Origin of the sequence: Collinsella aerofaciens (assembly GCF_002736145.1) — a bacterium.
GTDB classification, from domain to species: domain Bacteria; phylum Actinomycetota; class Coriobacteriia; order Coriobacteriales; family Coriobacteriaceae; genus Collinsella; species Collinsella aerofaciens_A.
Window position 1 is genome coordinate 1,614,627 of record NZ_CP024160.1, and the last position, 12,414, is coordinate 1,627,040.

The following is a 12,414-nucleotide window of genomic DNA, read 5'->3' on the forward strand; positions in this document are numbered from 1 at the left end:
CGCCGTAACTTAATAAGTTTGGTACCTTGACATTCATTTCTCATGCTCCTAGATTGGTTAGGCACAAAACAATTCCACTACCTAACTAAAGAAAGGAGCAACACTAATTCATGTGCGATGAACCTCTTAACCTTTGTTCGCACGAGCCCGGCGGCGACCCGTCACAGCCGGCGGATGCACCCGAAGCGGTTAGCTCAGAAGACAAGCTTGCCAAGCGCATCCTCAATGGCCTGGGCTTTTGCGGCCATTACATGCATTTTCATGGCGGAGGCGTGTCCGGCAAGGCGCCCATCATCTGCCTGCTGGCCAAGCAACCCGGCGGCGAGATGTCGCAGCAGGAGCTCGGCATGCACTTCGACCTCAAGCCGGGGTCGCTTTCCGAGATCCTGTCCAAGCTCGAGCTCAACGGCCTCATCGAGCGCAGCCGTAACCCCAAAGATCGACGGCAACTCACCATTCGCCTGACCGAAACCGGCCGAGAAAACGCCCGCATCGATCAGGCGGCCCGCATTCGCTTTAGAGAGCAGGCCTTTAGCGCGCTCACCCACGACGAGCGCGAGGACCTCGCCGAAATGCTCGAGAAAATCCGCGTAACCTGGGAGGAACTGGATGATTAAAACCCTTATGGGCAGCATCCGCGATTACATGAAGGTCACGATCGCCACACCGCTGCTGGTGCTTGGCGAGGTAATCTGCCAGATGATGATCCCGTTTATCACCGCCGACATGATCGACGCCATCAAGGACGGCACCGCCGTTACCGAGATGCTGCCCACCGCCGGCCTTCTGGTGCTCATCGCGCTGACGTCGCTCGCCTTTGGCGCCGCCGCGGGCATCACCTGCAGCCATGCGAGCTGCGGCTTCGCCAAGAACCTGCGTCACGACCTGTTCTACAAGATCCAGACGTTCAGCTTTGCCAACATCGATGAGTTCTCGAGCTCCTCGCTCGTCACCCGCCTCACCACCGACATCAACAACGTGCAGCAGGCCTTTATGATGATCATCCGTATCGCCGTGCGCGCGCCGCTGGTATTGATCTTCGCCTTTACCATGGCGTTTATCATGGGCGGCAGCGTTGCCATGGTCTACCTGGTCATCATTCCGCTGCTGGGCTTTGGACTGTTCTTTATCATCTTTAAGGTGCGCCCCATCTTCTCGCGCGTCTTCCACAAGTACGACGCGCTCAACGAATCCGTTGAGGAAAACGTCACCGGCATGCGCGTGGTCAAGAGTTACGTGCGCCAGGACTACGAGAAGGAGAAGTTCGCCACCGCCGCGCGCGACGTCCAGATGGACTTCACCCGCGCCGAGAAGCTGCTCGCCTTCAACAACCCCATGATGAACATCTGCGTCAACGGCGCGTTCGTCGTCATCATCTACCTGGGTTCCAAGCTCATCATCACGAGCCAGGGCACCCTGTTCGACGTGGGCCAGCTCTCCTCGACCTTTACCTATGGTTTCCAGATTCTCATGAGCCTGATGCAGCTGTCGATGATCTTTGTCATGGTGACCATGGCCGACGAATCGGCACACCGCATTACCGAGGTGCTGGCTGCCGAGCCCACGATCGCCGATCCCGCCGAGCCCGTGCTCGAGGTTGCCGACGGCTCCATCGACTTTGACCACGTGAGCTTTAAGTATTCCGAGTACGCGAAGCGCCAGGCGCTCGACGATATCGACCTGCATATTAAGAGCGGCGAGACCATCGGCATTATCGGTGGCACCGGCTCGGCCAAGTCGACGCTCGTAAACCTGATCGCCCGCCTGTACGATGTCACGGAGGGCACCGTGCGCGTCGGCGGCGTGGACGTGCGCGACTACGACCTGGACGCGCTGCGCCACCAGGTAGCCATGGTGCTGCAGAAAAACGTGCTGTTTAGCGGCACCATCGCCGAGAACCTGCGCTGGGGCGACCCGAACGCCACCGACGAGGAAGTCCGCGAGGCCGCACATCTGGCCTGCGCCGACGAGTTTGTCGACGGCTTCCCCAAGGGCTACGACACCTGGATTGAGCAGGGCGGCTCCAACGTTTCCGGCGGTCAGAAGCAGCGCCTTTGCATCGCGCGTGCCCTGCTGCGTCGCCCCAAGATCTTGATCCTGGACGACTCCACGAGCGCCGTCGACACCAAGACCGACGCCAAGATCCGCGAGGGCCTGGCGAGCTATCTGCCCAACACGACCAAGCTCATCATCGCCCAGCGTATTAGCTCCGTGCAGGATGCTGACCGCATCATCGTCATGGAGGGTGGCCGCATCAAGGACATCGGCAACCATGACGAGCTGCTCAAGACGAGCGAGATCTACCGCGAGACCTTTACCTCGCAAAACAAGATGAGTGCCGAGGGCGAGGAGGCGGCCGAGACCGTCGCAGCCGACACCGAGGCATCCGCACCGCAAGCTCAGACCCAGGAAGGAGGCGAGGCACATGAGTAAGGCAGCTACCGCCGAGCGCGCACGCAACCGCAAGGGTGGCACCATGACGCGCCTCATCAAGATGCTCTTTGGCTTCTACCCGGTGCTTTTGCCCCTCGTCGTCGCCGGCGTGGTGCTCTGCGCCATCATCAATTCCATCGGCGCGACGTTTCTCCAGAGCGCGCTGCAAGTCATCAGCGAATCATGGCAGTCGGGCGACTGGACGGCCGCGCAGCCCAAAATTCTGAAGCTTGTGACCACCCTCGGCTGCATCTACGCCGTGGGCGTCACGTCTTCGCTCTTCTGGAACCGCGCCATGGCCGTCATCACGCAGGGCTCGCTCGAGAAGCTGCGCGAGAAGATGTTCAACCGCATGCAGGACCTGCCGATTCGCTACTTCGACACGCACCAGCGCGGCGACATCATGAGCCACTACACCAACGACATCGACACGCTGCGCCAGATGATCAGCCAGTCGCTGCCCAACCTGCTCATGACGATCATCGTCATCGTCACCGTGTTCTTCATCATGCTGTATTACAGCGTGTGGATGTGCCTGGTCATCATCGCCGGCGTCACCTTTATGGCCTTTATGACCAAGCTGCTCGGCTCCAACTCCGCGCGCTTCTTTATCGCGCAGCAGACCGAGCTCGGCGTGGTCGAGGGCCATATCGAGGAAGTCATGAACGGCCAGAAGGTCGTCAAGGCGTTCTGTCACGAGTCCGCCGCCGAGGCCGATTTTGACGAGCGCAACGAGAAGCTCTTCGAGGTCTCGCAGAAGGCCAACATGTACGCCAACATCCTCATGCCGATCCTCGGGAACCTGGGCGACCTGCTCTACGTGCTGGTCGCGCTGGCCGGCGGCATCTTCCTGGCGCTGGGCGTGCCCAACCTGAGCCTCTCGGGCATGGCGCTCTCCATTGCCGTCGTGGTGCCGTTCCTCAACATGACCAAGCAGTTCTGCGGCCAGATCGGCCAAATCTCGATGCAGATCAACGCCGTGGTCATGGGCCTTGCCGGCACCGAACGCATCTTTGAGCTGCTCGACGAGGAGCCCGAGGCCGACGAGGGCTACGTGACGCTTGTCAACGCGCAGGTGAACCCCGAGACCTGGGAGCTCGAGGAGGCCGACCACCACACCGGCATGTGGGCGTGGAAGCATCCGCACCGCGCGACCGGCGAGATCGAGTACGTGCCGCTGCGTGGCGACCTGGTCATGGACAACGTGGACTTTGGCTATACGCCCGACCACGAGGTGCTGCACGGCGTGTCCGTGTTTGCCAAGCCGGGCCAGAAGGTCGCGTTTGTCGGCGCCACCGGTGCCGGCAAGACGACCATCACCAACCTCATCAACCGCTTCTACGACATCGCCGACGGCAAGATCCGCTACGACGGCATCAACGTCAACAAGATCCGCAAGGCAGACCTGCGCCGCTCGCTGGGCGTCGTGCTGCAGGACGTGAACCTGTTCACCGGCACCGTGATGGATAACATCCGCTACGGCAACCTGGACGCCACCGACGAGGAGTGCATCGCGGCGGCCAAGCTCGCGGGCGCCGACGACTTTATCACCCGCCTGCCCGACGGCTACGACACCATGCTCACCGGCAACGGCGCCCAGCTGTCGCAGGGTCAGCGCCAGCTGATCTCAATCGCACGCGCTGCCGTCGCCGATCCGCCGGCGATGATCCTGGACGAGGCCACGAGCTCCATCGACACCCGCACCGAGGCCATCGTGCAGGCGGGCATGGATAAGCTCATGGAAGGGCGCACGACGTTTGTCATCGCGCACCGCCTGTCCACCGTGCGCAACTCCGACGCGATCATCTGCCTGGACCACGGCCGCATCATCGAGCGCGGCAACCACGACGAGCTGATCGCCAAGCGCGGGTATTACTACCAGCTGTACACGGGTGCGTTTGAGCTGGAGTAGGACCGGTTACTGACGGAGGGCGCCCCGGGGGCGGGCGGGGTAATTCCTCCGTGCTCAAACATTCTCGCTTCGCTGCGAAACTGCGCGCGGAGGAAATACCCCGCCCGCCCCCGGGGCGTCCTCCTGCGCGCGATCAGCCCGTCATTTAGAACGGAATAAAAGTTTGCGAGGCCCTGGCCGTTTGGCCAGGGCCTCGTTTTGTAAGGATGATTTTTATATCCCCGTCCCAGAAAAATCATCGCGCAGGCTAGACGACGAAAGTAGCTAAAAAGCCCCGTCCCAAAAAGACTGCTTTGGTGGAGTGGCAAGTGGTATCCTTGGTAGCTCTGTGCTGCAAACGCACCTTAAACGCAAGGAGTCCCATGGATCTTATCGCCCAGCTCGCCCGCGAGCTCAACCTTAAGGCCGGCAACGTCGAGGCGGCTGTCAAGCTCATCGACGAGGGCAACACCATCCCCTTTATCTCGCGCTACCGCAAGGAAGCCACGGGCGGCATGGACGATGTCGCCCTGCGCGCGCTCGACGAGCGCCTGTCCTACCTGCGCAATCTTGAGCAGCGCAAAGAGGACGTCATCCTGCTCATCGACGCCCAGGGCAAACTCACGCCCGAACTCGAGCAGCAGATTCGCGAGGCCACGCAGCTCCAGCGTGTCGAGGACCTCTACAAGCCCTACCGCAAAAAGCGCATGACCCGCGCGCAGAAGGCCCGCGAGGCCGGCCTGGAGCCACTCGCCAACATGATCATCATGCAGGCCTCGGCCAAGGGCAGCGCACTCGACGCCGCCGCGGCATACGTCAACCAGGAAGCCGGCTTCGACACGCCCGAAAAGGCGCTCGCCGGCGCCGCCGACATCGTTGCCGAGACGGTGGCCGAAGACCCTGAGAACGTCGCCGACCTGCGCGCCTTTACGCAAAACACCGCCGACATCGTCGTCGAGGCCACCGACCCCGCCGAGAAGACCCCCTACGAGCCCTACTACAACTTTGACGAGCCGCTACGCCGTATTCCCAACCACCGCGTGCTGGCTATCGACCGCGGTGAGCGCGAGGGCAAGCTCCGCGTGCGCGTGAACGTCGACGGCGCCGCCGCCACGGCACGCCTCGGCAGCCGCTGGCCCCGACGCCAGGGCGTCTTCGCGCCCGTCTTTGACGCCGCCATCACCGACGGTTACAAGCGCCTCATGGCCCCCTCGCTGGAGCGCGAGGCCCGCGCCAAACTCACCGTTCGCGCCCAGACCGAGGCCATCAACGTCTTTGCCAAGAATCTCGAGGGCCTGCTCTCGGCGCGCCCCGTACGCGGCGCCCGCGTGCTCGCGCTCGACCCGGGCTACCGCACCGGCTGCAAGGTCGCCGTCATGGATGAGACCGGCAAGCTACTCGACCACGGCGTGGTCTACCCCACCAAGCCGCGCCACGACGTCGCCGGCACCAAGCGCGAACTCGCCCGCCTCGTCAAAAAGGACGGCGTCAACACCATCGTCATCGGCAACGGTACCGCCAGCCGCGAGACCGAGGAAGTCGTCTCGGAGTTCATTGCCGAGCAGGCGCCCGGACTGCAATACACCATCGTCAACGAGGCCGGCGCGTCGGTGTACTCCGCCTCCGAGCTCGCCAGCCAGGAATATCCCGACCTGGACGTCACCGTGCGCGGCGCCATGAGCCTGGGCCGCCGCCTGCAAGACCCGCTGGCAGAACTCGTCAAGATTCCGCCCCAGTCCATCGGCGTAGGCCAGTACCAGCACGACCTCGACCAGGCCGAGCTTTCACGCACCCTGGGCCACGTGGTGGAGGACGTCGTTAACCGCGTGGGCGTCGACGTCAACACCGCAAGCGCGAGCCTGCTGGGATACGTATCGGGCATCACGCCGAGCGTGGCCAAGAACATCGTGGCATACCGCGAGGAAAACGGCGCCTTTACCGATCGCCGCCAGCTTAAGAAGGTCCCCAAGCTGGGACCCAAGGCATACCTCAACGCCGCGGGCTTCCTGCGCATCAGCGGTGGCAAGAACCCGCTCGATGCGACGAGCGTCCACCCCGAGAGCTACGAGGTGGCCACGTCCGTCCTGGAGCGTGCCGGCGTTGCGGCAAGCGAGCTCAGCCGCGGCGGCGTGCCCGACATCGAGCGCCGTCTGGGCAGTATCTCGGCGCTGGCAAGTGACCTGGACTGCGGCACCCTCACGCTCATCGACATTGTCAACGAGCTCAAGAAGCCCGGCCGCGACCCGCGCGACGACGCGCCCGAGGTGGTCTTTAGCCGCTCGGCGCTTTCCATCGACGACCTGGAGCCCGGCATGGAGCTCAAGGGAACGGTGCGCAACGTTGTGGACTTTGGCGCCTTCGTCGACGTGGGCGTGCACCAGGACGGCCTCGTGCACATCTCCAAGCTCGCCAACCGCTTCGTCAAGCACCCGAGCGACGTGGTGCGCGTCGGCGACACGGTCAAGGTGTGGGTCGAAAAGGTCGATCGCGACCGCAAGAAAATCTCGCTCACCATGGTGCAGGGGAAGTAAACCGCCAAAGCAAGGGTACCCCCTGCAGCGACGTGCAAAATCGCGAGTATTCTGCAATTTCCACCGTTCCGGATGCCCCTCAGAGACGAAAAAGCAAGAAACAGCCCCCGTTTTAGCGTCATCAGAGCCAAAACGAGGGCTGTTCCGTGCTTCGGTTAACTGGTAAAAGCCTTTACCTTGCTGAATACTCTCAATTTTGCACGGCGCGGGCGGGGGTACCTTTGTCCACGGCAGGATATGGAAGCCTATCACCAACCTACCGGCAAGCTCGTGTCGGCAGCCCCGGCCTTTCCTTTGCCTAGCGCGACCCTCGCGAAGCGCGTGAGCGATAGGGAAAGGAAAGGCCGGGACGAGCAGCCCGCGGCGTAGTCAGTGTTCGCGTTACGGCAGGATATGGAAGCCGAGCGAGGCGATATCCTTGGCAAAGCCGCGGACGGTGTCGAGCGAGACCTCGTACGGATCGCGGCCGATGTTCTTGCGCTTGGCCAGGATGCTGTTGGGCACCGTAATGATCTGACAACCGCATCCTTCCGCCTGGTAAATATTGATAAGCTCACGCGTGGACGCCCACAGGACCTCGCAGTTGGGCTTGGCGGCGGCCTTCTTGACCGACTCCGTCATAAACGGAATGGGGTCGACGCCGGTGTCGGCGATGCGGCCGGCAAAGAGCGAAATGATGGACGGCGTCTCGGCGTCAACGGCCTCGACCATCTCGTCGACCTGCGCAGGCGTAAAGATGGTGGTAACGTTGACCTTGATGCCGTCGGCCGAAAGCTTGCGGACCAGCTCGGCGGTGGACTCGCCCTTGGTGGTCACGCACGGAATCTTGACGTAGACGTTATCTGCCCAGGTAGCGATCTCGCGGGCCTCGATCTCCATGGTCTCGACGTCGTCGGCAAAGACCTCAAACGACACGGACACATCGGTGATGTGGGCCAGGACCTCCTTGGCAAACGCGCGGTAATCCGTCACGCCGCCCTTCTTCATAAGGGACGGGTTGGTCGTGAAACCCTGAACGTTGCCGTTCTCGTACATGTCGAGCATGCCCTCGAGGTTTGCACCGTCAGCGAACACCTTGATTGCCATCTGCCTGATTCCTTTCGTTTGCACAAGGCCGGTAAACTGCTAAACACTTTACCTACGTTTATCAAGGTGTGAGCTGCGGTTTTTTATCTTCTCGGCGAACGGTATAAACGCCTCAGTGTTTGGATTGATAAATCGATTGAGCATGCAAAAGCAAAGAGTCGCAGTTTGAGCAAACGTCAGAAGGCGAGATTCATGAGATGAGGCCGAAATGTTGCATCGCTGTGACGGTGCCGTCGTGGACGACATCGTCGGTCACGTAGTCGGCGACTGCCTTGACCTCGGGCATGGCGTTGCCCATGGCTACAGCCGTCTCGACGGCGGCGAGCATGCCCAGGTCGTTGCCCGAATCGCCAAAGCCAAAGGTGCGCGCGTTGCCGGTGCGGCCCAGATACTCCAGCGCTCGCGCCACGCCCAAGCCCTTGTCGATGCCTTTGGGGCTCAGCTCGCGATTCTGGCCACCGGTGTTGCACAGCTCAAACTCGCGATCGATAAAGCCATCATCGTTGGCTACGCGAGCCAGGTCGCACGCGTTAATGCACACCTTGCCTACGCGCAAGCGGCCATCGACGCGCATCTGGTCAACGCCGTGCACCACGCCGGCGCCTAGCAGAAATGACTGTTCGACGCCAACTGGCTCAAGTGAATAGGTGGCACCGTTCGTCTCGAACAACGCCTCGCCGCCCGCCACAGTAATACGACGCGCGAGCTCCGCGATAACGTCCTCGTCAAAGCAATCCTCGTGCACCACGCGGCCCTCGACCTCGAGCGTAGCGCCTGCCATGGCAACGATACCCGCCGGGTTCAGCGCACGCAGGCCATCGGCAATCAGCCACAAGGGGCGACCCGTGCAGATAAATGCCCGGTGACCCGCATTGCGCAGTCGACCAAATGCATCGACAACAGCCTTCGACGGATGGACTGCATTGAAGTCCTTATCGGTCATATCGTCGGGATCGAACGACGTCAGCGTGCCGTCCACGTCAAAAAAGAGCACGGCGGAATCGGGGCACGCATCAATCATATGGGTTCCTTTCGAGGATAAGGGCAAACGAAGCATCCATCATATAATGGAGCGACGCAATCAGAGAGGTCACCCATGGAATTTTATGCAAGCTGCCCCGAGGGCTTTGAATCCGCACTCGCCGACGAGCTCAAGTGGCTCGGGCTTTCGCATGTCCGCCGCCTGAAGGGCCGCGCTACGTTTGAGGGCGAGCTCGAAGAAGGCTACCGCGCCTGTCTGTGGTCGCGCCTGGCCAGCCGCGTGTTTGTGGTGCTTGGGCGCTTTGAGGCGCAGGATGCCGATGAGTTGTACGACGGCGTTTACGACATCGCCTGGGAGAGCATCGTCCGCCCCAGCGCCACCATCGCCATCACCGCCCGCGGCGTGACCGAGCAGTTGCGCAACACGCGCTTCTCGGCCCTGCGCGCCAAGGACGCGCTGTGCGACCGTCTGGCCGAGACCACGGGCCGTCGCGCCGATGTCGATGCCGCCGATCCCGACGTCCACCTGCTGCTTTCGCTGCGTCAGCGCCGCGCGAGCATCAGCCTGGACCTTTCGGGCGACCCGCTGTTCAAGCGCCTGCCGCCCGCCGCGACCCGCGCCGGCGAGGGCACACACGTGCTGCGCCCCGACTACGCCGCCCTGGTGCTGGCGCAGGTCGGCTGGACTGCACTGTGCGAGCGCGAGCTGACGGCCGACGATTACGAGAACGAAGCCCTGCCCACGCTGGTCGACGCTTCGTGCGCCGGCGGCGGTCTGCTGCTGGAGGCAGTGAATATCCTAACCGACCGCGCCCCGGGCGCCACACGCGAGCGCTGGGGCTTTGAGGGCTGGCAGCTGCACGACGCCGCCCTGTGGGAGCAGCTGCTTGCCGAGGCGCGCGAGCGCGAAGCGGCAGCGCGCGAGCGCCAGGCGCGCATCGTGGCCGTAGACATCGACCCCGCCGCCCGCAAGACTGCCGAGCGCATGGTCAAGTGCGCCGGCTACAAGCGTTTTGTCGACTTTTGTGCCGCCAAGCCCGCCACCGTGCTGGACCACGCAGGTGCCGTTGCCGGTGCCGCCGTGGTCGCAGACACCACCGAGACCCCGCTTTCGCTCATGCACGACGCCATGACGCTGGTCGGCGAGCTGCGCCGCGCGCCCGAGCTCGCTTCGGCACCGGTCGCCGCACTCACCCGCGATGGCCTTATGGCCCGCGCGCTCCACGCCGAGCCCGCGCGCTCCATCGCCGTCATGCCCAATAATGAAGAGGCAACTATTGAGGTTTGGCCCTCGCTCGACCACGCCGCCGCAGCGTTTGAGGCTGCGACCAGTGCGGATGCCGAGGCCGAGGCTGCGGATGCCAACGAAGTCAACGATGAAGCCGCCGCTTCCGCCATGCCCGAGCCTGCCGCCACACTCGACTTGGGCGACGGCAAGCCGCTGCCCGTGCTCATCCCGGAGTCCGAGCAGTTCGCCAACCGCCTGCGCAAGAACGCCCGTCTGCGCCGCAAGTGGGCCAAGCGCGAAGGCGTGAGCTGCTACCGCGTCTACGATGCCGACCTGCCCGACTACTCCGCCGCCATTGACCTGTACGAGGGCTGCCCGCAGACGCCGGGCCGCTGGCTCGTCATCGCCGAATACGCCGCGCCCAAGACCATCGACCCCGCACTGGCCCAGGCCCGCATGCTCGACATTCTGGCCATCGCGCCGCGTATCCTAGATGTCCCGGCCGAGCACGTGCACGCCAAGGCCCGCATGCGTTCGCGCGGCGGCTCGCAGTACGGCAAGCAAGGCGCCGGCAAGGGCGGCTCGGGCGAGCGTGCCAATATCGCGCGCCGTCGCCTGCCGCTCATCGAGGAGGGCGGCCTTACCTTTGCCGTCAACTTTGACGACTATCTGGATGTGGGCATCTTCCTGGATCACCGCGTCACCCGCAACCTAGTGCGTGAGCACGCCAAGCAGGCGCGCCGCTTCCTCAACCTGTTTGCCTACACCGGCACCGCCACCTGCTACGCGGCAGATGGCGGCGTCGAGGAGACCGTGACGGTCGACCTCTCCAACACCTATCTGGACTGGGCCGAGCGCAACATGCGCCAGAACGGCTTTGTGGGGCCTCAGCATCATTTTGTGCGCGACGACGTACTCGCTTGGATTCGCGACCAGCGCCAGACGCGCAACCGCTGGGACCTGATCTTTGTCGACCCGCCCACGTTCTCGAATTCGTCCAAGATGGGCCACCGCACCTGGGATGTCCAGCGCGACCATGTTGAGCTTTTGGCCGGCGTATCGCGCCTGCTCGCGCAGGGCGGCCATGCCATCTTTAGCTGCAACCTGCGCGGCTTCCGCCCCGAAACGCGCAAGCTCGCCCGCGCGGGCGTGGTGCTGGAGGACATTACGGCGCAGACCATCCCCGAGGACTTCGCGCGCAACCAGAAGGTGCACCACTGCTACATCGTGCGCCGCCTGCCCATCGAGGACGCCATGGCCGAAGTCGGCTTTAGCGCCGAGGAAATTGCCGAGCGCGTCGAGGAACTGCGCAACCCCGAGGCCCGCAAGCCCCGTGCGGCAGTACCCGCGCACGCGCAGGCCGGCAACGGCAAGTCCAACTTTGCCGGCAAGCCCTTCCCCGCCGGCAAGCCCAAAAAGAAGAAGTTCTACGCCAGCAAGCCCAAGGGCAAATAACAAAGTTGCGGTGGAATACGGACTGTTTTGCCTGGAATTAGGCAAATTTAGACCGTATTTCACCGCAACTCATATTGGGATGATGGTTGGCGATCTAGCCTTGGGTGACCAGGCGATAGCCGATACCCACATGCGTCTGGATATAGCGCGGATGCGCGGGGTCGGACTCGATCTTCTTGCGCAGCGTGCCCATAAAGACGCGCAGGCTCGCCAGGTCGCTCTTGGTCGCCGTACCCCAAATCTCGTGCAGGATAAACTGGTGCGTCAGTACCTTGTCGGCGTTATGCGCCAGCAGGCACAGGAGCTTATACTCGATCGGCGTCAGATGCAATTCCTCGCCATCCATCGTGGCGATGCCGGCATCAAAATCGATATGCAGCTCACCGGTATCGAACGAGCCCTCGGAGACAACGCCGCCCGTCTGCGCATACGAGAGACGCCTGAGCGTGGTGCGAATGCGCGCGAGCAGCTCCTCGACCGAAAACGGCTTGGTCAGGTAGTCGTCGGCACCGGCATCGAGTGCCCGGATCTTGTCCGCGTCCTCGCTGCGCGCCGAGACCACAATGATTGGCATGCCCGACCATGTGCGCACCGACTCCACCACCTTGACGCCGTCCATATCGGGCAGGCCCAGATCGAGCAGAACGATGCTCGGCGCCTGCGACGAGGCGGCGGCGATAGCGGCATGGGCGGTCTCCACAGCCATATGGCGCAGGCCGTGCGCCTCGAGCGCGGCAACGATGAGGTTGCGAACGGCGGGATCGTCCTCGACAACCAAGATGAGCGGTTTTACGGCAGAGTTCGGCACG

Annotated in this window: 8 protein-coding genes; 5 read left to right on the plus strand and 3 right to left on the minus strand. The window is 63.0% G+C overall.

Going from position 1 to position 12,414, the window contains the following annotated elements:
* The first annotated feature begins 110 nt into the window (after window positions 1-110).
* The 4 genes from CSV91_RS07110 (at window position 111) to CSV91_RS07125 (ending at window position 6,855) form a co-directional block, all read left to right on the plus strand.
* Window positions 111-617 carry a MarR family winged helix-turn-helix transcriptional regulator gene (locus tag CSV91_RS07110; protein ID WP_099432335.1) on the plus strand — a complete coding sequence of 169 codons (507 nt, stop codon included), beginning with the start codon at window positions 111-113 and terminating at the stop codon, window positions 615-617.
* Window positions 610-2,433 carry an ABC transporter ATP-binding protein gene (locus CSV91_RS07115; RefSeq protein ID WP_099432336.1) on the plus strand — a complete coding sequence of 608 codons (1,824 nt, stop codon included), beginning with the start codon at window positions 610-612 and terminating at the stop codon, window positions 2,431-2,433. Before CSV91_RS07110 ends, CSV91_RS07115 begins: the two co-directional genes overlap by 8 nt.
* A complete protein-coding gene (locus CSV91_RS07120) occupies window positions 2,426-4,345 on the plus strand; it encodes an ABC transporter ATP-binding protein (protein WP_099432337.1) in 1,920 nt (639 codons plus the stop codon). Before CSV91_RS07115 ends, CSV91_RS07120 begins: the two co-directional genes overlap by 8 nt.
* Window positions 4,346-4,707: 362 nt before the next feature.
* Window positions 4,708-6,855: a Tex family protein gene (locus CSV91_RS07125; RefSeq protein ID WP_099432338.1), complete on the plus strand. Its 2,148-nt coding sequence runs from the start codon at window positions 4,708-4,710 to the stop codon at window positions 6,853-6,855.
* Between the two features lie 381 nt (window positions 6,856-7,236).
* On the opposite strand, the gene CSV91_RS07130 is transcribed toward CSV91_RS07125, so the two are convergent.
* Both CSV91_RS07130 and CSV91_RS07135 read right to left on the minus strand, forming a co-directional pair.
* Window positions 7,237-7,941, minus strand: coding sequence for a transaldolase (locus tag CSV91_RS07130; protein WP_172622463.1), 705 nt, complete (start codon window positions 7,939-7,941; stop codon window positions 7,237-7,239).
* Between the two features lie 190 nt (window positions 7,942-8,131).
* Complete coding sequence (locus CSV91_RS07135) at window positions 8,132-8,962, minus strand: HAD hydrolase family protein (RefSeq protein WP_157758010.1); 831 nt, start codon at window positions 8,960-8,962, stop codon at window positions 8,132-8,134.
* A 75-nt stretch (window positions 8,963-9,037) separates the two neighbouring features.
* Here CSV91_RS07135 and rlmKL point away from each other — a divergent pair, with 75 nt between their 5' ends.
* Window positions 9,038-11,605: a bifunctional 23S rRNA (guanine(2069)-N(7))-methyltransferase RlmK/23S rRNA (guanine(2445)-N(2))-methyltransferase RlmL gene (rlmKL, locus tag CSV91_RS07140; protein ID WP_099432341.1), complete on the plus strand. Its 2,568-nt coding sequence runs from the start codon at window positions 9,038-9,040 to the stop codon at window positions 11,603-11,605.
* A 94-nt stretch (window positions 11,606-11,699) separates the two neighbouring features.
* Here the strand turns inward: rlmKL and CSV91_RS07145 are convergent, their stop codons facing one another.
* The gene (locus tag CSV91_RS07145) at window positions 11,700-12,413 is read right to left on the minus strand and encodes a response regulator (protein WP_232049585.1); all 714 of its coding nucleotides are present in this window, start codon (window positions 12,411-12,413) and stop codon (window positions 11,700-11,702) included.
* Window position 12,414: the final 1 nt, after the last annotated feature.

Excerpts from the sequence above, each read along its gene's own strand:
- CSV91_RS07130 (WP_172622463.1), bottom strand. The coding sequence starts at position 7,941 with ATGGCAATCAAGGTGTTCGCTGACGGTGCAAACCTCGAGGGCATGCTC.
- CSV91_RS07125 (WP_099432338.1), top strand. The coding sequence starts at position 4,708 with ATGGATCTTATCGCCCAGCTCGCCCGCGAGCTCAACCTTAAGGCCGGC.
- rlmKL (WP_099432341.1), top strand. The coding sequence starts at position 9,038 with ATGGAATTTTATGCAAGCTGCCCCGAGGGCTTTGAATCCGCACTCGCC.
- CSV91_RS07110 (WP_099432335.1), top strand. The coding sequence starts at position 111 with ATGTGCGATGAACCTCTTAACCTTTGTTCGCACGAGCCCGGCGGCGAC.
- CSV91_RS07120 (WP_099432337.1), top strand. The coding sequence starts at position 2,426 with ATGAGTAAGGCAGCTACCGCCGAGCGCGCACGCAACCGCAAGGGTGGC.
- CSV91_RS07135 (WP_157758010.1), bottom strand. The coding sequence starts at position 8,962 with ATGATTGATGCGTGCCCCGATTCCGCCGTGCTCTTTTTTGACGTGGAC.
- CSV91_RS07115 (WP_099432336.1), top strand. The coding sequence starts at position 610 with ATGATTAAAACCCTTATGGGCAGCATCCGCGATTACATGAAGGTCACG.